Genomic DNA, 21,427 nt, shown 5'->3' with positions numbered 1-21,427 from the left:
AAATCCTATTTGCTGGAGGAAGGGCGGGTAGTCAGTTGCTCGATACGTTTCTCGAAGCTGCCTTGGATAAGGCGGTCGACATAGATACCGGGCGTATGGATTTCATCGGGATCTAATTGACCCGGCTCGACAATTTCCTCCACTTCCACCACAGTTATCTTGCCCGCGGTGGCGGCAAGTGGGTTGAAGTTTCGAGCCGTTTTTCTAAAGACTAAATTGCCGAAGGTGTCGGCCTTCCAGGCTTTGACTAGGGCAAAGTCGCCTGTAATGGATTCTTCGAGGATGTAATGGCGGTCATTAAATTCTTTGACTTCCTTGCCAATCGCCACATCCGTGCCATAGCCGGTGGCGGTATAAAAAGCCGGAATACCTGCACCCGCCGCGCGCATTTTTTCCGCTAGTGTGCCCTGTGGCGTGAGTTCCACTTCCAGTTCGCCAGACATCATCTGCGCCTCGAAGTTGGCATTCTCACCCACGTAGGAGGCGATCATTTTTTTGATCTGTTTATCGAGCAGTAAGATCCCAAGCCCGTATTCCGTGGTGCCGCAGTTATTGGAGACGACGGTTAGGTTTTTGGTGCCCTTGTGTTTGATTTCTTTGATTAGATTTTCAGGAATACCGCAAAGGCCAAAGCCGCCCGCAATCACAGTCATCCCATCTTCGAGTCCCGCTAACGCATCGCTGTAGCTGGTAACCACCTTATTCAATCCAGACATGGAGTGCTCTCTTACGCTTGCTGAAAGTGTGGCGCTTACTATTACCCAATTTTTCGGGCGCTCCTATGGTACTAAGGTGCCAAATAAAACTGCGGCCAATTGCCATATTCTAATGGCATTGAGTCTGGGGCATTAAGGATATGCGCCTCGCCATGCCTGTGTTCAAGGCATGGATAAAGGACAGCGACTGGATTTTAAAGCATCGGGAGACAAGCAATATGGCGGTTGAACACTCAGGGTTAAAGGGTAAAGTGGGGCTGATCACCGGCTCCACCAGTGGCATTGGCTTAGCGACGGCCCATGTGTTGGCGGAGCAAGGTTGTCATCTGATCCTGCATGGCTTAATGCCAGAGGCTGAGGGACAACGTCTCGCGGCTGAGTTTGTTAAGCAATATCACATTCACACCTTCTTCAGTAATGCCGATCTGCGGGATCCTGAGAGCATCCATGCTTTTATGGATGCGGGGGTTAAGGCATTGGGCAGTATTGATATTTTGGTGAATAACGCCGGCATCCAGCACACCGAAAATGTCGCTCATTTCCCTATTGATAAATGGAACGACATTATTGCCATTAACCTGTCCTCCGCGTTTCATACCATTCAACAAGCCGTGCCTGCGATGGCCGAAAAGCGTTGGGGCCGGATTATCAATATCGCCTCGGTGCATGGTTTAGTGGCTTCGGTTAACAAAGCGGCCTATTGTGCGGCCAAGCATGGGATCGTCGGCTTAACCAAAGTGGTCGCTATCGAATGCGCCGAGCAGGGGATTACTGTCAATGCTATTTGCCCTGGGTGGGTGGATACGCCGCTGATCAACAAGCAGATTGAAGCCATCGCCAGCAATAAGGGCTTAAGTTACGACGAGGCTAAATATCAGTTAGTGACAGCCAAACAACCTTTGCCTGAGATGCTCGATCCGCGGCAGATTGGCGAGTTTGTGCTGTTTCTATGTAGCAATGCGGCGCGGGGCATTACGGGCGCATCGCTGGCAATGGACGGAGCTTGGACGGCGCAATAATATTGCCACCAGTGGGTTAGCTTTATATTAGCTTCTACTTCTAAAGACCCATATCCGTTTTTTGGGGATTCACCTAGGGTTAGTTTGATGTCTATTTTCAAACAAAAACAACCTTAAAGGTGATAACAATGAAATGGAACAAATCGTGTCTCGTCGCCCAATTTCTACTCCTTGTGATTGGGCTTTTTTCCTCCCTGACGTACGCCGGAAGTTGGCAACAAAATGTGGCCATTGGTGGTTTCAATAATGTGCATATCTATACCCCAGATACCGAGTCTAAGGTGGGCGATGGCAAAGCATTGATGTTAGTGCTGCATGGTTGCGTGCAACCCATCAACAATTATCTGACGGCAAACCTTGAACAGGCCGCCGAAGCCCATGGTATGGTGATCGCCGTACCCGATGCGATGAATAAGGCGGGCTATAGCTGTTGGTCCTATTGGCAGGGCACCATTAATCGGACATCGGGGGATTATAAAAATCTGATTAATTTGGCTAATGCGCTCTCTGGCGATCCCAGTCGTCATATCGACCCGACTCAGGTCTATATTGCGGGTCTCTCCTCGGGAGCGGCAATGGCGATGCAAACTGCCTGCGTGGCGCCCGATGTGTTTGCTGGGGTGGCATCGAGCGCGGGCCCAAGCATAGGGACGAGTTCGAATGGGGCGATCTCAACCTGTGAAACCGTATCTACATCGACCTTTAAATCACGCTGCGAATCCTATGCGGGCAGCTATAGGAGTCATTTTGCAACTCAGTTAGCCGTGATTGGCCATGGTAAGGCCGATACCACGGTCAACACTTGCTATAACCAGCAGAATGCCGATGGTTTTGCCACTGTCTATGGGGTGACTAAGTTAAGCGGCACCAATGCCTTGTCCGAGGGGGCGGGACACACGGCATCGGAAACCCTGTGGAGCAACAAACGTGTGGCTATGTTGTGGTTCGACGGCCTAGATCATTCATGGTCTGGAGGAACGGGCGCGTCGGGGGATTATGTGGCCGACGATAGCATTAACTTTGCCACTTATCTGGGGGAATTCTTCGCCGACAACAACATGAGGGTGAACCGCAATGCCTTGCCAACCCTAGCCAATGTGGCTGGCGTGGATAGCGCAGGCGTGCTGGCGATATCTGGGGTTGCCAGCGATAGCGACGGCAGTGTGGCACAGGTCACTGTGGGTATTTATTTGCTCGATGGTGCGGCTCAAACCTTTATCGGCAGCGTGAATACCACAAGCTTAGGTAGCGACGGCAGTTTTCAGTTATCGAGCCAAAGTTTAAGTGATGGTCTGTACAAGGTTGTCGTACAGGCGAGTGATGATCTGGCGGCAGTGAGTGTGCCTTTGGAACTGACGGTGCGTGTCGGCCCTGAGCCAGCCAATGTGGCGCCGCAGCTGAGTAATATTCAGGTGAGTGTCTCTGGCCAATGCGCGTCGGTGACGGGCTCGGTTGTCGATGCAAACCAAAATTTAGCCTCGGTGACCGTTGGTTTTAGTTCTGGTCAGCAAGTCAGCGCGAGCATTAATGGCACTCAATATTCGGCGCAGGGCTGCAGTTTACCGGGTGGTGCAAACCTTGCGACCGTGGTTGCTATGGATAGCACGCAACTCTCCAGCCAAGATAGCATTAACTTTACTATCGATGCGGGCGTGACGGGGGATTACAACACCCACATTAATCTTGGTCATATCACTTGGGGCGTGGGTTATTCAGCCTGTTATCTCGCCTTTGGTACGGGTCAATTCACTATGCGTGAATATGCGGTGGGCACATCCCAATGTCAGTGGGTGGCCGATGGTAATACAAGCTGTGCAGGGCCGCAGCAGGCGTGCTCTGGTAGTTCTGGCGGAACAACCGAGCCTGTAGATGCCGACAATGATGGTATTAACGACAGTGTCGATAACTGCCCAAATGTGGCCAATGCGGATCAGGCCGATAACGATGGTGATGGTATAGGTAATGCCTGCGATACCACACCGAATGGCGACACTTACACATGTACCCAAGTGACTGCAAGTAACTATGCCCATGTGGTTGCCGGCCGAGCAACAGCCAGTGGTGGTTATGCCTACGCTCTGGGTTCCGGCCAATTAATGGGACTCTATAACACTTTCTATAGCAGTGTGCTTGCCAATACCGCGGCGAATTACTATGTCGTTGGCAGTTGTCCTAATTAGGTTACCCGTTAGTGGGGCAAGTGAGTTTAGTCATACCGTTTTATCAGGCTTGAATGACAAAACGAACTCGATAGTGGTAAGCCCCTAGAACAGTATTATTAATCAAAAAAATAAAGCACCTACGGGGAAGTATTTTGCAGTAGGTGCTTTGATAGAGGGTAAGTGTGTTAGCGAGTGAACTATTTAGCTGTGACGGGAATAGACTCTGCTAAAAACATAGCAATCATCCGATAGGTTGCCAGACATTCTTCAGTCACTAAATCCTGCAGTAGCATATAGGCGTGGATCATATTCTCAAATTGATGGTGCAGAACCTGCACACCTGCGGCGCTTAAGGCATTAGCATAGGCAATACCTTCATCACGCAGCGGATCGCAGCCTGCGGTAACAATCAAGGTACTCGGCAGCTTTGCGTTTATTTCGCCATGCAATGGTGAGGCCGCTTTAACTAGCTTGGCATCATTGGCCGCCGCTTGAAAATACTGCTCGAAGTACCATTGTACCCTTGGGGTTTCGAGTAAAAAGCCTGCGCCATTACTCTGGTAGGAGGCGCTTGCCATAGTGTAATCCACACTCGGGTAAACCAAGATTTGCTTGGCTATCTTAAGTGTGCTGTCCGTTAAGCTACGTTGGCTGAGACTGGTGCACAGCGCGCCGCCGGCACTGTCTCCCATAATGTTTACACCTTCCTGATACTGTACCCCATCGAGCACGCTTTGATAGTGACGCAGGGCATATTCGCAGTCCTCAAGCCCAGCAGGATAGGGATATTCGGGCGCGAGGCGATATTCCACGCTAATCACGACACACTGGCCGATACTGGCAAGGTGTCGACAGATAGGATCATAGAGTTCTACGCTGCCGCACATATGGCCGCCGCCGTGAAGATGTAACACCACGGGCAGGGCTTGTGTTGGCGCCGGGCTATAGACACGGCAGCCGATTTCCCTATCGCCAAGTTGCCAGGCTTTATCGGCAATATAACTTACTTCTGGTTTGGCACTCATCAGCGCGGCGAGCTTATTCAGATTCTCCCGCAGCAACTGCGGGCTATATTGAATATTTTGCTGTTTAGCGAGGGCGATGTTTTGGTTCGCTAACGTCAGAAAATCCGTCAGTTTTGCTGAAGCGGTACCGCGGGGGGAGACTTGCATGCTTACTCCTTAGCTTGTCCAGTTTCTGGGAGGAAATAGCTGCCAACAAACACTGTGGCGCTTAACAGGGTGATCAACACAAAGGAGGCGAAGTAACTGCCTTGGTTAATATCCACGAGCTTGCCAAACAGCCACAGCACTAAGGTGGAGATCAAATAGCTGATTGACCAAAACAAACTGAAAATCACCGTGATTTTTTGACTCGTCATCTTAGGCAATTCATGGGGAATAGAGATGAGGGCGGTCACGGGTAAAAAGATACAAAAGCCCAAGACTATGGCACACAGGGTTTGAAACCAGGATACGCTACCAAAGGATAGCCCTAACACGGTTAAGAAAATTAGCAGGCCGCTTAGGCGAATGATCGGCAGTCGTAGGGGCTGTTTACGGCTGTAGAGAATGCCCGCTATGGTGCCAATAATCCCAAAGCCAATCACCCATTTACTTTGGCTGATACCCGCTTGGGGATAAAAAGTGAATAGGCAAATGTAAAAAGACAATAATCCTGAGTAAGTTAAGGCGTAGGCCCAGTTAAAACTGTCCTTTAAACCATCGAGATAAGTGTAAATGGCTTGCTCATTCGCCTTACTGCTATTGCTGCTTTGAACATGGTCAAACTGCACCAGTAACCACAGTAGGGCCAACACTAGACTGACCAATGAGAAGAGCAACAGGCTTTGCTGCCAGCCGCCACTAATGGCATTGATGCTCGGCATGCCCCACAGCACCATTGCCGTGCCCACATTAAAGGCAACGGCATTTAAGCCATTGATCACCGGGCGCTCTTCGGGGGCGAACCAGTGCATTACAATCGGGTTAAAGTAGACGATCATAAAGGCGCCACCGAGTCCCATTAAGAAACGACTCAGCAGCAGTAATTCATAGTTAGGGGCGTAGGGCGTCATTATGCCAGTCACAATCAGCAATGCCGCGACTAAAAAGGCATACTTAACCCCACACTTTAAGGTGAGATAAGCCGCGCCAAAGGTGCCGACAATTTTCGCTAAGGTTACTGCACCACTGATTAAACTGGCGGAGGCATAGCTCTCGATATGCATCGAAGCCATGATGTGATTCATACTCGCAGTGCCGCCAACCCATGCCATAGCAAATAATACGTAACTGGTAAAAACCAAGCCTTCTACTAGATATTTATGGGTTATTTTTATCGGCATAGTTGTTTAAAACCTCGAGTCAACAATGGGCGTAGGTTAGCCGATGGCGTGGGATAAATAAGTACTACCTTAGTGCACCGCACCGTTATCAAGTATTTAACAATTTGTTTGTCTAGTGTAGTTTGGCAGGGTGGACAAACCATTTTATTGGGGAATATCTTGTTGGCTTGGTTGTCAATTGACACTTGGTGGATCAGCGTTATCTCGATTACTTATTTGGCAGTGCTGTTTATTGTCGCCCAATGGGGGCAGAATCAAGCAAGAGCGCAATGGCATAAAAGACCTTGGGTGTATAGCTTGTCCTTGGGTGTCTGTTGCACCTCATGGGCTTTTTATGGCACGGTTGGGCAGGCGGCTACCACGGGCGCTTGGTTAGCACCCATCTATATAGGTTCGATTATTTGCCTAGTACTGGCGTGGCCCATGCTGATGCGAACCTTGCAGATCATCAAAAGCCAAAACTTGACCTCTATTGCTGACTTTATTGCCTGCCGCTTCGACCGCTCGCCCAAAATCGCCGCCAGTGTCGCCATGGTCTCTTTATTTGGCACTATTCCCTATATCGCGTTGCAGTTAAGGGCCATCAGCACCAGTTTCGATCTGTTAACTGGGACATTCCAATCTGGGATAAGTACCGCTTTTATCGTTACTATCGTATTGATTATTTTTAGTATTCTATTCGGTACTCGCCAGCTTTCGGCGAGTAAGCACAACCAAGGGCTAGTGTTAGCTATTGCCTTTAGTTCTATCGTTAAATTGTTTGCGCTCACCACAGTAGGGATCTTTGCGACTTTCTATGTGTTTGATGGCTTTAGTGATTTACTCACCCAGGGCCAAGATTTACCGCCAAGCAATGGGGGGAATTCGGTCTATTCTGTGTTGTCGCAAATTCTGCTGGGGGCTATTACCATCTATGCCCTACCGCAGGAATTCCACATGATGATGATTGAAAATCACCATGCTAAGGAGTTAAAAGCCGCCCGTTGGATGGTGCCCCTCTATTTGCTGCTGATTAATACCTTTGTATTGCCGATCGCCCTTGCGGGGCAACTGAGTTTCCCCGGTGGCAGTGTCGATGCCGATACCTATGTGCTGACCTTACCGCTGTTTTATCAGCAGGCTTGGTTAGGGGTTCTGGTTTATATCGGTGGGCTGGCTGCGGCAACGGCCATGGTGATTGTGGCCGCGATTGTACTGAGCACTATGATCTCGACCGAAATCCTGACCCCATTACTGCTCAGATTACCTAAGTTCAGCTCGCAGCAAACACCGCAACTCTCTGGAATATTGTTGAATTTAAGGCGGATATCGATAGCGGCCATTCTGCTATCTGCCTTTGCGTTCGAGCGTTATATCGATCAGCAGAATCACCTGGCCAGTATTGGGCTGTTGTCTTTTGTGCTGTTGTCGCAATTTTTCCCCGCTGCGGTTGGCGCGCTTTACTGGCGCAGGGCAACGACCCAAGGCGCATTTTGGGGCATGCTGATGGGCAGTCTCGTCTGGCTGTATACCTTGCTGCTGCCCGCAACCTTCCCCGATGCGGTTTGGGTGACGCAGGGGCTATGGCATATCCCATGGTTAACGCCGACGGCGCTCTTTGGTCTGAGTGGACTGGATAATATCAGCCATGGCCTGTTTTATAGCCTGCTGGTGAATATGGGTTGCTTTGTACTGATTTCCCTAATGAAAGATCAGAGTGTTGGCGAAGTTCTACAGGCCGATGTGTTTGTTAACCGCAAACAGGTAGCGTTGGAAAGGCACCTATCGGTCGAGGATCTGGCCAGCCTGCTGCATCGTTTTATCAATAAGGAAGAAGCCGATGCCTTGCTCGTGCGCGCTAAAGCCTTAGGCTCAGAATTACAGCTACACGCTCGCCGAGAGGAGCTGGTGGATTACACCCGTCTTAAGTTGTCGGGGATATTAGGCTCAGCCTCGACGCGGATGGTGATGAATGCCGCGTCACGCTCGCAGCAAGTGCCCTTAGAAGATGTGGTCAGCATTGTCGATGAGGCAAACCAGATCTTTGAGTTTAACCGCGAGTTATTGCAATCTGGGGTGGAAAACATCGAGCAGGGCATCAGTGTGGTCGATGCGGATATGCGCCTAGTGGCATGGAACAAACGCTATATTGAATTACTTGATTATCCAAAGAATTATGTCAAAGCCGGCATACCGATAGAGACGTTGCTTAGATTTAATATCGAGCGCGGTATTATTGTGGGGGATGAGGCCCATGAGCTGGTGGAGAAGCGCCTCGCCCATATGCGTAGTGGCAGTCCGCATCATTTTCTGCGTACTATGCTCGATGGCAAAGTGCTGGAGATCCGCGGTCAGGCCATGCCGGGTGGTGGTTTTGTCAGTACCTTTACCGATATCACCGCCCATATTCAGGCCGAAAAAGCCCTGCAACTGGCCAATGAAACCCTCGAAAAACGCGTCGAAAGCCGCACCCGAGAACTCGCTAAAGCTAAGGCCGAGGCCGAGGCTGCTAACAGCAGCAAGACGCGCTTTTTAGCGGCGGCGAGCCACGATTTAATGCAGCCCTTTAATGCCTTAACTCTATTTACTGAAATGCTGAAACAGCGGGTCACTTCCACCGAGCTTAAGGACTTAGCCACCCATATCGAAGCCTCATTAAATGTGGTCGAGAGCCTACTGTCCGACTTAGTGGAAATTTCTCGCCTCGATAGCAGCAATCTTAAAACCGAATTGAGTCAGTTTGCGCTGGATGATTTACTCTCGACCTTAGTCAATGAATTTAAAGCATTATCAACCGAGCAGGGGATAGATTTCTCCTATCAGTTTTCCTCCTGTTTAGTGCAAAGTGATCAGCGTTTGCTGCGGCGCATTATTCAAAACTTTCTCTCCAATGCGTTCCATTATTCCCCAGCGGGGGCGTTGAATCGGCAAACATCGCTGCCAGTGAATGCCAGCGCTGCTTTGCCTAAGTCTTCGATGCCTGCCTTTGTGCCTAAGGTGCTGCTCGGCGTGAGGCGGCTCGAGCAGAGCCTGCTTATTCAAGTATGGGATAATGGCCCCGGGATACCTAAAGATAAGCAGCAGGCAATTTTTGCGGAGTTTGAACGCCTAGAGCTGACACGGGAAATCCCCGGTTTAGGCCTTGGGCTCGCTATTTGCGATCGAATCGCTAAGTTGCTTGGCATAAACATTTATCTGCATTCCGAGGTGGGTGGAGGTACCTGCTTTAGCGTCGAAGTGCCGCGAGTCTCTGCCCTGAAAAAGCCAACTAATGTCGTTAAACTTCGTAGTGAAGAAGAGTCTGTTAGCGATAGCTTTAATATCAGCGTGTTAGTCATAGATAACGATGAGTTGATGCTAAAAGCCATCTCCTCTTTGTTGTTAGGCTGGGGCTGCCATGTACTCACCGCAAGGGATAAAACCAGTGCCGAGCAGCAATTGGCGCAGCAGGTGCAACCAAAACTGATCATTGCCGATTACCATTTGGATAATGATCAAAATGGGGTGGATCTGGTGCAAAGCCTGCTCGACAATCCATTGTTTAACTTACAGCGTCCGGCCTGTATTATTTGCTCGGCGGATCCCTCTGAGTCCGTACGCCAGCATACCAGCAGCGCACAGTTTAGCTTTGTACGTAAACCGGTGAAGGCCATTGCCCTAAAGCGGATAATTAAACAGTTATCTTAAAATAGACAGCTAACGGGGATTAGGCGGTGACGGGTTGATTTTCGTTTGCCGTGAGCATCAATTGCTGGAATACCAATCCCGCCTGAGTGCGGTTGTACACTTCGAGTTTAACCAGTATCGCCGACACATGCTTTTTAACCGTGGTTTCTTTGATATCGAGATCATAGGCGATTTGTTTGTTTAAGCGACCATTGGCAATGCTGGCGAGCACGGTATATTGTTGCGGTGTTAACTGAGCGAGCTGTTTCGCTAAGCGTTGGTACTCGGCGGCGGTTTGCTGATCGGCATTGATGTCCGTGTGTTCTGGCAGCCAGACTTCCCCTTCTAACACTGTGGCAATCGCGGTCGAGATCTGGGTTAAGCTGGCGGATTTAGGGATAAAGGCACTGGCCCCCAAGTTAATTGCCTTACGAATGATCTCTAGCTGATCGTCAGACGAGACCATAATTACCACTATATCGGGAAAATGATTTTGTAGCAGGGTTAAGCCCGTAAAACCATCGTTTCCTGGCATATGCAAGTCGAGAAAAATAATCTCAATGTCAGGATTGTTCTCAACAACTGAAATTAAATCTTGAAAGTTTTCAGCCTCTAATACTTCTACGCTATTTACATTTTTGAGCACAGCCTGAGTTAATGCTGCACGAAATAATGGATGATCATCTGCAATGGCTACTTTTATCTGAGACATAACCTGTTCCCTTAAAATTTCAACCTCAGTTTAATCCTATTAAAAATTAATGCTAGACAATCTTTTTAGATATTTAAACTAATAACCGACTCATGGGAGTCGGTTATTATTGGCGTGATGTGAAATTTTATTCTAGAAATTATAGCCAAGGGTGAGAGAGATTGTCTCTGGATCACCATAATAGCCAATTAATGTATTGTCACCACCTAATCCTGGAATATAGCCACCATTACCATCGGGTGTCACAAAGGCATAGTTACCGACCAGATATTCTTCATCGGTGATGTTTTTCCAATGTAAGCCCGCATTCCAGTGGCCATCATTGCTATACCAGTTCAGTCCGAGGTTGAGTAAACCATAGGCTTCTTGGCTTAAGAGATTATCGACGACGGCTAAGTCATAATCACTGCGGTAGTAGTAGTTGCCGTTGGCGACAAAGCTGCCGATATCCGTGTCGATATTATAGCTAAAACCGATGTTTGCCGTGGTATCTGGGGTATTGGTAATAGTGTAGGTATCGCTGATATCGATACGGTTTCCATCGGCATCGTAGGAAATCACTTCCTCAAAGCTGGCGTCGATTAAGCCTAAGGTGGCGAAGAGATCCAGTGATTCTGTTGCCGCGTATTCCACTTCGAGTTCTAGACCCGTCGCGGTTGATTTACCAATATTACCTAAGCGTTGGTTGAGATCGGCGGCATTTTCGCCGGGTAATACGGTGACAAACTGCCTGTCCTTATGGTTTAGGTAGAAGGCCGTGGCGTTGATACGCAGATTGTCATTCCACTCACTTTTTACACCCAGTTCATAGGAATCAACTGTTTCCGGGTCAACTGCGGGTTCAGGTCCCGTTGCCCTTGGGTTAAAGGTGCCTGACTTAAAGCCCTGTGAGTAGCTAGTAAAGAGCATCATATCATCGGTGAGTTGGTATTCTAAGCCGACCCTTGGGGTGAAACGCGACCAGGTTTCTTCATCATCCAGCACTTTAGGGATGCTCGCGGCGATTTGGTCTTCATCGCGCACAAAACCTGGATACCAGCCGGTTTCTGGATAAATACTGTCGAAAATCACCCCATTATAGACGGTGGCTTCCTTGGTCTCGCGGGTAAAACGCGCTCCTAAGGTTAGGGAGAATTGTTCGGTGATATCGTAGGAACCTTGTACATAGGCCGCATAACTTTCGCTGTTGTTACAGCCGCTGACTTCACGGGTCAGACCGCCATAGGCTTTAAAGGCTTCCTCAAGAATGGCATCGAACACGCCGCAGGAATCACCGGTAAAATAATATAAACCGGAGACGAGTTTGAGATTTTCACCATCGTAATTGGCTTGGAACTCTTGGCTGAATTGCTCATCATCATAAATAGCGGGCACATCAAAAATTCGCAGGCTGGTATTGTCAAAGTCGATGTTGGTTGGCGAATAACTCTCGCGGGATGAGGTGACGGACTTCAGTGTCCAGTAGTCGTTCAGGCCATATTCAATAGTCAATCCCCAACCTTCGGTTTCAACTTTATTCCACGTCGGCATGCTGGTGTAGGAATCATATTTGCTGTCGGGTACGGGGGCATCGGTAAGCAAACTTGGCAGTAAGCGGTAGCCGCCCTTGGCATTAGAATCGTCCTGGGTTTTGTCATAGGTTAAACGCATAAACAGGTCGTCTGTTGGCGTGTATTCTAGACTGATACGGCCAGCCATAACATCTTTGTTATAGTTTTCAGTGTCTTGGTCTGGGAGTGCCGAATCCACGAAATCACCGTAACCATCGCGGTTAAGGCTCGCCAAGGCAAAACCCAAGTAGAGTTTGTTATCGATCAGCGGATATTGGCCTGCAATCTTAAAGTCTTTTTGGGCGTAGCTACCGACGGTGGCATTTAAGCTCAGTTCGGCATCGCCACTCATTTTCTTAGTGACATATTTTACTGCGCCACCAATGGTATTTTTACCATAAAGCGTACCCTGCGGGCCGCGCAGCACTTCGATTCGTTGCACATCGAGGATATCGAGTACCGCGCCCTGTGGACGGGCAATATACACATCGTCGATATAGATGCCGACACCGGGCTCATAGCCCCAGAGTGGATCTTCTTGTCCTACACCGCGAATAAAGGCCGTGAGAGTTGAACTGGTGCCTCGACTGGCTTGCAGCGTAGTATTGGGTGAAAATTGTTGGATCTCAGTGATGACACTGATGCCATTTTCTGCCAAGTCTGCTGCGCTGACCGAGGTCACTGCAACAGGAACATTCTGGAGACTTTCAACCGTTTTACGGGCTGTCACTTCAATGTGTTCTAAGGTGGCTTGCTTCTCCCCTGTGCTATTTTCATCGGCAGCAACAGCATATTGTGTTGTTAATACAGATGAGATAGCTAAAGCAATACAACTCATTTTGATAGTATTCTGTTTCATACAGATTTCCCGTTGTAGTATTTATTTTTAAAGGTTGGTACTTACTACTATTTTTGTTCACCTTGACTCTATAGTAATTATTTAAAATTTAAATCGGTACTATAGTAGTATATGTTTTTAACTCATTGTTTTTATATTTATACTGGTGATTTCAATATCAATATTCAGGGTTTTAATTTTTATATACAACCTATATCCCCCAAATATTAATTATTTCTGACATGCTGCTTATCGGGGATTTCAGTAAGAAATTTCCTTCGATACCGCCATGTTTAATATCTGGGTTGACGGCAATGCCATGCCCCATATTATTTATCTCAACAAAAGAAATAAGACTTTGCCCACTGGCATCTGACCAAGTACTGATCCGATAATCCGCAAACTGTTCAACTTTAGGTGTTTTATTGGCCTGAGTGAGTGTGACCCACTGCGCCGTAAGCTGATGTGAATTTTCAGGATTAACGACGAGATCATTTTTCCCCGTCCACACGATTAACTTGGGCCAATATCTTTGTTCGGGATGGATTTGCTTGGCGAAATTAGCGAGTTCATCAATGGACTCAGACGGACCATTTTTCATGCATGAAATGGCTTTAGTTAAATTATCGGCGCAGGGATAGGGCAATCCCGCAATCACTGCACCAGCGTTGAATAAGTTGGGGTAATTGACGAGTGCGGCGCTGACCATAGCTCCGCCTGCTGAAAGGCCGATCAGGTAGACCCGCTTGGCTCCAGACTGGGATTGTATTGTGGTGATCATATTTTTGATCGACAGCATTTCACCACTATCGTATTGAGTATCTTGGTTTGAGAACCAATTAAAACAGCGTTTTACATTATTTTCGAAGCTTTGCTGTGGCACGAGTATGGCAAATTTTTTCTCAATTGCTAAAGCGGTTAGGCCACTATTATTGGCCAGTTCAACTCCGTCTTGCACACAGCCGTGAAGTAGCACGACAAGGGTGTTCAGCTCAGGAACGACGGCCTTGTGGTTGGGAATAAGATAAGAAGCGCTCAGATTTCCTGGGTTCTCGCCAAATTCTGTAAGGGCTTGATATGAAGTTGTCTCAGCTTGGGTCTGAAGTGAAAATATTGATGCCATGCACATTGAGAAGGCGAGTGCTTTGATGGCTAAGTGTTTATATCTGAGCATAGGGGGCGGATTCCAAGTTCGTCATAGTGAGAACTTGCGTAATTCCCACTCGATTTGCAATGGCACTTTAGATCCACTCTAGGGTTAGTATTTTGTTATACAGTGTCTTAATGGGAGAATTTTTAGGGCAAGCTTGGATTCTGTTCAAATGAATGGGGTGTTATTCAAGCATCCCGCGGTAAGCCTTTCTCGATAATGCGCACTATGCGATCGGTTTTACGGCGGGCTTTTTGTTGTGCGCTTGACTCGCTATCGGTCAGGCGCAATTGCTGGGCTTTGAGCGCCCATTCGATATGCTCACGCACTATCTCATCGATATCTTCGCAGTCATTGCGGGCCTTAAGTGCGGCAACAATGTTTGGATTGGCGGGGGCATTACCGAGTGCAACGGCGATATTTCTCAGCCAGCGCTTATGGCCAATCCGGCGGATGGCACTGCCCTCTGTGTGTTTGAGAAACTCTACTTCACTCCACGCAAAAAGGTTGAGAAGTTCAGGTTGCTGTAACTTAGGACGAATATGGAAGTCGGTTTCTTCCGTAAGTGGCGCTTGGCGATTGATGGGACACACGAGTTGGCAATCATCACAACCGTAGATGCGATTGCCCATCAGTGGCCGCAACTCCTCTGGGATCGCTCCCTGCAGTTCTATGGTGAGATAGGAAATACAACGTCGACCGTCGACCACATAGGGCTCGACAATCGCTCCCGTGGGGCAGGAGGTGATACAGGCGACACAAGTGTTGCAACCTTCTTGGATTGGAATATCCACAGGTAGTGGCAAATTAATCAGTAGCTCACCTAAAAAAAACCAACTGCCCGCGTCGTGGTTGAGTATCAGAGAGTGCTTACCCGTCCAGCCAATGCCGGCTTTTTCGGCTAAGGGTCGCTCGAGTATGGGGGCTGAATCGACAAAGGGACGAAAATCGGCCGCATCGAAACCGAGGTTAATTAATTCGGCGCTGATCTGATCCCCAAGCTTTTTCAGCCGAGCGCGGATTAATTTATGATAGTCGCGCCCCCCCGCGTAACGGGAGATGTAGCCTAGATTGGGGTCGGTGAGATGGGTCGCAAAGCCCGCTTCTGGGGGTAAGTAGTCCATGCGTGCCGTTATCACCCGCACTGTGCCTAGGTGCAATTCTTGCGGTCGCGCGCGCATCATGCCGTGGTTAGCCATATAGGCCATCTCACCGTGATAGCCCTTATCCAACCAAGCTTGGAGCCGGCTTTCTTGCGCTGTAAGGTCGGTGTCACAAATGCCTACCTGCGCAAACCCGAGTGCTTTACCCCATGCCTTTATCTGCAGTGCGAGCGTAGCGAGTTCGCGGGCATTGGGTGGGTTGGATGTGTGGTTGGTAACAATGGACATGAATAAATTGGAAAAATGCGCTAGGTTTGATGACCCTATGATAACAGTTTTCCTCCGTTGAGCACGATTTTCATCTGTCACAGCCAAGATAAACGCCCCTCCTCTGTAGCCATTGGTAGGGTATTGAATCTATGATTAGAGTAATTTCTGTCATTTTGGTAACCCTATGTTGAGAGTGTTGTCCTTAAGATTCGGCTTGTTGGCGATGAGTCTGCTGTGCTTGTTGTCCAGCGGTGAAGGCGTGGCAGCGGAAAAATTGAAATTGGTTACCGAAGTCTGGCCACCCATGAGTTATGAGCAAAATGGCATTCCCCAAGGTTTTGGTGTGGAGTTGGTTAATCAGCTACAGGCTAAATTAGGGCAGCAAGAGAAAATCGATGTACTCCCTTGGGCACGGGCTTATTCGATTGCCAGTGCTTCGCCCAATGTGTTGTTGTTTGCGACATCTATGGGTGATGAGCGTGAGAGGCTATTTGATTTTATTGGGCCTATAGCTACCAGTAAGATTGCTTTGTATGTCAGGGCCGACGATCCGATAACCATTAATCATTTATCTGAGGTTAAGACTGCGGGGATAGTGGGAGTGTACCGTGAGTCCGCTGGTGCCCAGTTATTAGCGTTCTCAGGGATTAATAACCTGCTTGTCGCCAGTTTTCCCCAACAGTCTGCCAAGCAACTATTGTTTTCCAGGGTGCGTTTTTGGTGTCAGGCCGATCTCGCCGTTAAACATCTATTAGAGGAAATAGGGGCTAAGGAGGCAGATGTACAGCAAGTGTATGTGGTTTCCGAAATCAAGCTGTATTTAGCTTTTTCTAGAGGTACTGCGGCCGACATCGTTTTAAGCTGGCAGGCTGAGCTTGAAAAAATGAAGGATTCTGGCGAGTTTAGCCGTTTATATCAACATTGGTTTGGGGCTTTACCACCACCGTTAGAACATCAGATTTTTTGGCATAAAAATACTTAAGCCTTAACTTAAGCACTAGCATTGTCAGGGTCATCGTTCGGCTTATCATCTAAGTCATCGGCTGATTTTATGCAGTTTCTCCCCGCATGCTTAGCCGCATAGAGGGCTTTATCTGCCCGTTTCAGTAAGCTTGCAAAATTTCTATCCTGCGATTTTCCCCCTAGGGTGGCGACCCCGGCGCTCACTGTCAGTGTGAGTTCATGGGGTAATGCTTGATTGCTGAGTTCGGTGATTTTGCTTTGCAATTGATGGGCAAGTTCCCAGGCTCGTTTAGCATCGGTATTGGGAAGTAGGATCAAAAACTCTTCACCACCGATACGACCTAGATGGTCTTTATTTCCCGTTAGGGCTTGGCCTGCATTGGCGATAGTGATCAGCGCACGATCGCCTATTTCATGGCCAAAGTTATCGTTGATTTTCTTGAAATGATCCGCATCGAAAATGATCACCGAGAATGGGTGTTGTTGTCTTAACGCTTGTTGGAAATATTTGGCTGCTTGAGCATAAATATGCCGCCGATTGGGCAATTGGGTTAGGTAATCGGTTAGGGCAATGACTTGCAGCTGGCGATTTCGATTAACCTGCTGATAGGCAAAGATAGAGACTATGGCGAGTATGCAGGCAGTTAGCAGTAAGATGGTGTATTGCAATGACTTATTCTGTTCAAGTAAGGCAAGTTCCTGCTCTTTAAGTGTTTGGTTTTCAATGAGCCTTTCGTTTTCTAATTTTATGCGGCTGGTATCGAATTTAACTTTTAATTCAGTGGTTTGTAAGTCGAGTGAATTACCATCCACTTTTTTAGTGAGCAGCATAAACTCCTGTAAGGCACGGTAGGCTGCGGGTAAATTATCCATGGCGGCATACACATCACTCTTTAACTGCAGGAGCTGAACCAGCCCCCGATCATTTTGAAGAGAACGAAAGGCTTCTTCTCCTTCAACGAGATCGATAAGGGCCTCGTCATAGCGACCCTGCTGAAATTTAATCTCCCCCATAAACAGTTTCATAAAACTGTAGCCAGTGGGTTCTTTTTCGGTGATAACCGTCCCAGCTTCGGCCAAATAACGCTCGGCTTCATCGAGGCGATTGAGCTTAATTAAGCTGTATGCAATATTCGTCGCGGCAATGGCGGCGGCAACCGTCTTTTTATGTTCCTTATAATAGCGGTAACTTATCAGAAATTGCTCTATCGCTTGCTGGTGCTCACCGAGTTCATCTAAGGCTAAGCCAATATCGGAGATGACAAAGATAACTTGGTCTTGGTTGTTGTTTTTTAAATAAATCTTTTTAAGTTTATTGTAATAACGTATGGCACTCTGGGGATCGCCGTAGCGCCTAAAGCTGGTAGCTACATCGGCAAGGTTGAAATTGGCCCAGCCAGTTAAATTCAATGATTCGTACAGATCCTGTGCTGTCACTAGGTCTTCTAAAGCCGAAGAAAAATCGCCAATATAAGAGTATAGGGCGCCACGAAGGCTACGTGAGTCGGCAATCAGTTTTAGATCTTCATGTTCATAGGCACGTTTCACGCTAAGATCGTAGCCTTCCATCGCGCCCTTTATATCGTCATTTAACTGTAAAAACCAAGCATGGCAGAGGGTTAGTTCTGTCACATAGTGAGGGGTAGCGCTTGGGGGAATATGGGCAAGGGCATGGGTCGTATAGGCAAGTGCTAATTTGATCTCCTGCTCAGTTGTAGAGGCCTGATTCCAGCATTTTAATAACTGTAGTTTTTCGGTTCGAATAACATCATCGGTGGGGATCAGTCTGCTTAACAGCGCAATATCCTCTTTGACCGCTTCAGGTGTCATAGTTTCACCTCGGTCATGCTTTGCAAATATTTTATCAACCAGTGTTTCTTCTTCGGCCACAGCAAAGTGTTGCGTAAAGTGTTGTGTAATGAGTAGCAGCAAAAGCAGTGATAAATAGCGCACTGGATGTGACAATGTGAATAATTCCTATCCGTGTTGAAATCAATAGCTAATCATCATCTTAGCATAGTCTTTTTTATTACTGTTGAGATAGATTCAGTACAACTTTGCATTCCCATGACTATCAAGGTATAAACGTCGCCTTGGAATTTACTCGAAAAGGAATCATCGTTGAAAAATTTACTCTGTGCACTGTTAGTCATTTTCAGTGGCACCAGTTGGGCCAGCTCAGATTTAGAAACTTCGGGTGATGTACTGCATTTAATGCTGCCTGCCACGGCGATGGGGGCCACCTTATTCTATGAGGACGGTTACGATGGCAGTTGGCAATTAATACAGGCGGCGGTATCGAGTCGCTTAGTGGTCGAAGGCCTAAAATATGGGGTGAGTAAAGACAGACCCGATGGCAGTGGTGATGACTCTTTTCCATCGGGCCACACCTCGGATAGTTTTATGGCGGCGACCTTTATTCAGCAGCGTTATGGCTGGCAATATGGCTTACCCGCCTATATCGCCGCATCCTACGTGGGCTATACCCGAGTGGCGAGTGACCAACATTATGTAGAAGATGTCCTCGCTGGTGCCGCCATTGGGGCATTAGCGGGTTGGTATTTTACTGACCCCTATAAAGGGATTACAGTGACGCCCTTAGCGGGCAATGGAATTTACGGTGTGTATATTAGTGGCCGGTTCTAGCCACTGTCATTAGCTAAGATTAGAGAGTGTTTATGAGCGAATTATCAGCCGCTTATCGTGAAACTGCCGAGCAGATTTCCCACAATGTTGCTAACAAAGTCTTACCTATGGCGAAATTGCCCGAGGGTTTATTAGCGGCCTATCAAGGGTTATGCGCCGAGCTGTTAGAAGACAGAGAAGCTAAATTTAGCCAAGCTTGGGATGCATTGCCCGCCAGTGCGCGTAATTTAATGTCACAGGCCGAATTCCACGGTTTCTATATTGCCAACGCTTGGTTGCAATTGAGTCGTGTTGCGCAGGAAATTTCCGAGCAGGCGGATACGGACGAGGCGATTAACGAGAAGGAATACAACGGGATATTTGCCCGTTTGGCCGATGAGTCACTCAAGGAAAGTCTGCGTAAATTAAAGAAGGCCCGTACCGATCGTTCTATGCTCAACAGCTTTAAACAAGTGATGGCGCCTTAAGGCAGAAACATCCGGAGTAAGATAGTAAAAGCCCGTCAGTTGACGGGCTTTTTGTTTAGCATTGAAGCTCGGAACTAGAACGACGTGCGCTTATAGCGGCGGTATTCTGGCTTCCAAAAGTTATCTTCAATCGCCTGCTTAAGTAGCTCATCACTTGCGGGTAAGGATAAACCTTGCTCAATCGCCACTTTACCGACGGCAAAGGCAATATGCTTACTGACGGAATGAATATCTTCAAGTTTTGGCAGTAATGGACCGCTGCCGTTAATGGCCAAAGGTGAGCATTCGGCGAGTGCGCGGCTCGAGGCCATTAGCATGGCGTCCGATACGTGGCGCGCACCAGAGGCGAGTACCCCTAGGCCAATACCTGGGAAGATAAAGCTATTGTTACATTGGGCGATTTCATAGGTTTCACCCTCGACAACCACAGGCTCAAATGGGCTACCTGTGGCGACTAAGGCTTGGCCTGAAGTCCAATGTAAAATGTCTTTTGGTGTTGCTTCGACGCGGCTTGTTGGGTTGGACAGCGGGAAAATAATCGGCCGAGCACAGTGGCTGTGCATGGCGCGGATAATTTCCTCGGTGAAGAGTCCTGGCGCACCAGACACACCAATCAGCACTGTGGGTTTAGCATTATTGACTACATCGAGCAGTGAAATATTGTCGCTAAAATTGTTCCAGTTGCTGATGTCGGTACATCTCTGTGCCAATTTTTGCTGGAAGGGCAACAGGTTAGGCATGTTGTCGAGCAGCAGACCCCAACGATCAACCATGCAGACTTGGCTGCGTGCTTGCTCATCGCTGATCCCCTCGGACACCATTTGCGCCACTATGGCTTCGGCGATACCACAACCCGCGCTGCCCGCACCTAAGAAGGCGATACGTTGTTGATTCAGTTCTGTGCCTGCGGCTTTACAGGCGGCGAGTAAAGAACCCACAGTCACTGCGGCAGTGCCTTGAATATCATCATTAAAGCAGCAGTATCTTTCCTTATAACGCTCAAGGATTGGCATCGCATTCTTTTGGGCGAAGTCTTCAAATTGGATCAGGGTATCTGGCCAGCGCACATGCACGGCTTGCATAAAGGCTTCGATAAACTCGGCATATTCTTCGCCGCCAATACGGGGATGACGCCAACCCATGTACATAGGATCTTCCAACAATTGTGGATTGTCGGTACCTACGTCTAAGGTGATGGGGAGGGTGTATGCGGGGCTGATCCCACCGCAGCTGGTATAGAGCGACAACTTACCAATTGGGATCCCCATGCCGCCAATGCCCTGATCGCCTAAACCTAAGATACGTTCACCGTCGGTTACAACGATGATCTTCACTTTTTGGCGAGTCGAGTTGTTGAGGATGTCGTCGATTCTGTCTTTATTCGGGTAGGATATGAACAGACCGCGGTTACGGCGATAGTTTTTCGAGAAGCGCTCACAGGCCAAACCTACCGTCGGGGTGTAGATAATTGGCATCATTTCACTGATGTGATTTTGCACTAAACGATAAAACAGCGTTTCGTTGGTGTCTTGGATATTGCGTAGGTAAATATGCTTGTCGAGATCGTTATTGAAACTTCTGAACTGATCGTAGGCGCGCGATGCTTGTTCTTCAATGGTTTCAATGGCGTAGGGGACTAAGCCTTCGAGGTTAAAGAAAATACGCTCTTCTTCAGAAAATGCACTGCCCTTGTTAATCAATGGGGCTTCAAGAATGGCAGGTCCTGCAAACGGAAGATAGAGGGGGCGTTTATTATCGTCCATGGGTAACCTTTGAGTTATTGTGTAAGTGGTTCGATACGTGCTGTAAGTCACGTAAGGTTATCATGAAATGTGATCT

At 48.1% G+C, this 21,427-nt stretch carries 15 protein-coding genes; 6 read left to right on the top strand and 9 right to left on the bottom strand.

Features of this window, described 5'->3' with window-relative positions; all coding sequences use genetic code 11:
• Positions 1-5 precede the first annotated feature (5 nt).
• Positions 6-716, bottom strand: a complete 711-nt coding sequence (locus COW15_RS05715; RefSeq protein ID WP_293630828.1) for a CoA transferase subunit A — start codon at positions 714-716, stop codon at positions 6-8.
• Positions 717-856: 140 nt separating this feature from the next.
• Here COW15_RS05715 and COW15_RS05710 point away from each other — a divergent pair, with 140 nt between their 5' ends.
• Both COW15_RS05710 and COW15_RS05705 read left to right on the top strand, forming a co-directional pair.
• The gene (locus COW15_RS05710; RefSeq protein ID WP_293630826.1) at positions 857-1,735 is read left to right on the top strand and encodes a 3-hydroxybutyrate dehydrogenase; all 879 of its coding nucleotides are present in this window, start codon (positions 857-859) and stop codon (positions 1,733-1,735) included.
• 128 nt (positions 1,736-1,863) lie between these two features.
• Positions 1,864-3,915 carry a PHB depolymerase family esterase gene (locus COW15_RS05705; protein ID WP_293630824.1) on the top strand — a complete coding sequence of 684 codons (2,052 nt, stop codon included), beginning with the start codon at positions 1,864-1,866 and terminating at the stop codon, positions 3,913-3,915.
• A gap of 179 nt (positions 3,916-4,094) precedes the next feature.
• Here COW15_RS05705 and COW15_RS05700 read toward each other — a convergent pair whose 3' ends face one another.
• Together COW15_RS05700 and COW15_RS05695 are read right to left on the bottom strand one after the other, a co-directional pair.
• Positions 4,095-5,069, bottom strand: coding sequence for an alpha/beta hydrolase (locus COW15_RS05700; protein WP_293630822.1), 975 nt, complete (start codon positions 5,067-5,069; stop codon positions 4,095-4,097).
• A gap of 2 nt (positions 5,070-5,071) precedes the next feature.
• Positions 5,072-6,244 (bottom strand): MFS transporter, encoded by a 1,173-nt coding sequence (locus COW15_RS05695; RefSeq protein ID WP_293630820.1) that lies wholly within the window; start codon positions 6,242-6,244, stop codon positions 5,072-5,074.
• Between the two features lie 159 nt (positions 6,245-6,403).
• Here COW15_RS05695 and COW15_RS05690 point away from each other — a divergent pair, with 159 nt between their 5' ends.
• On the top strand, positions 6,404-9,910 hold the full coding sequence (locus tag COW15_RS05690) for a PAS domain-containing hybrid sensor histidine kinase/response regulator (RefSeq protein ID WP_293630901.1): 3,507 nt from the start codon (positions 6,404-6,406) through the stop codon (positions 9,908-9,910).
• A 19-nt stretch (positions 9,911-9,929) separates the two neighbouring features.
• Here COW15_RS05690 and COW15_RS05685 read toward each other — a convergent pair whose 3' ends face one another.
• The 4 genes from COW15_RS05685 to queG all read right to left on the bottom strand — a co-directional run bounded on the left by COW15_RS05685 (position 9,930) and on the right by queG (position 15,530).
• Positions 9,930-10,601: a response regulator transcription factor gene (locus COW15_RS05685; protein ID WP_293630818.1), complete on the bottom strand. Its 672-nt coding sequence runs from the start codon at positions 10,599-10,601 to the stop codon at positions 9,930-9,932.
• Positions 10,602-10,733: 132 nt separating this feature from the next.
• Positions 10,734-13,010, bottom strand: coding sequence for a TonB-dependent receptor (locus COW15_RS05680; protein ID WP_293630816.1), 2,277 nt, complete (start codon positions 13,008-13,010; stop codon positions 10,734-10,736).
• A 190-nt stretch (positions 13,011-13,200) separates the two neighbouring features.
• Positions 13,201-14,163: a PHB depolymerase family esterase gene (locus COW15_RS05675; protein WP_293630814.1), complete on the bottom strand. Its 963-nt coding sequence runs from the start codon at positions 14,161-14,163 to the stop codon at positions 13,201-13,203.
• A gap of 164 nt (positions 14,164-14,327) precedes the next feature.
• Entirely contained in the window at positions 14,328-15,530 is a 1,203-nt protein-coding gene (gene queG, locus COW15_RS05670) for a tRNA epoxyqueuosine(34) reductase QueG (protein ID WP_293630813.1), read from the bottom strand.
• Between the two features lie 166 nt (positions 15,531-15,696).
• Here queG and COW15_RS05665 point away from each other — a divergent pair, with 166 nt between their 5' ends.
• A complete protein-coding gene (locus tag COW15_RS05665) occupies positions 15,697-16,494 on the top strand; it encodes a transporter substrate-binding domain-containing protein (RefSeq protein WP_293630811.1) in 798 nt (265 codons plus the stop codon).
• A gap of 8 nt (positions 16,495-16,502) precedes the next feature.
• Here the strand turns inward: COW15_RS05665 and COW15_RS05660 are convergent, their stop codons facing one another.
• Positions 16,503-18,440 carry a GGDEF domain-containing protein gene (locus tag COW15_RS05660; RefSeq protein ID WP_293630809.1) on the bottom strand — a complete coding sequence of 646 codons (1,938 nt, stop codon included), beginning with the start codon at positions 18,438-18,440 and terminating at the stop codon, positions 16,503-16,505.
• A gap of 156 nt (positions 18,441-18,596) precedes the next feature.
• On the opposite strand from COW15_RS05660, the gene COW15_RS05655 reads away from it, so the two are divergent.
• Both COW15_RS05655 and COW15_RS05650 read left to right on the top strand, forming a co-directional pair.
• A complete protein-coding gene (locus COW15_RS05655; protein WP_293630807.1) occupies positions 18,597-19,121 on the top strand; it encodes a phosphatase PAP2 family protein in 525 nt (174 codons plus the stop codon).
• Positions 19,122-19,153: 32 nt separating this feature from the next.
• Positions 19,154-19,588 carry a DUF3069 domain-containing protein gene (locus COW15_RS05650; protein WP_293630806.1) on the top strand — a complete coding sequence of 145 codons (435 nt, stop codon included), beginning with the start codon at positions 19,154-19,156 and terminating at the stop codon, positions 19,586-19,588.
• A 74-nt stretch (positions 19,589-19,662) separates the two neighbouring features.
• Here COW15_RS05650 and COW15_RS05645 read toward each other — a convergent pair whose 3' ends face one another.
• A complete protein-coding gene (locus COW15_RS05645; protein ID WP_293630804.1) occupies positions 19,663-21,351 on the bottom strand; it encodes an NAD-dependent malic enzyme in 1,689 nt (562 codons plus the stop codon).
• Positions 21,352-21,427: the final 76 nt, after the last annotated feature.

It is taken from the genome of Shewanella sp. CG12_big_fil_rev_8_21_14_0_65_47_15 (genome assembly GCF_002783505.1).
Classification (GTDB): domain Bacteria; phylum Pseudomonadota; class Gammaproteobacteria; order Enterobacterales; family Shewanellaceae; genus Shewanella.
This window is presented reverse-complemented; position numbering and strand designations above follow the sequence as displayed.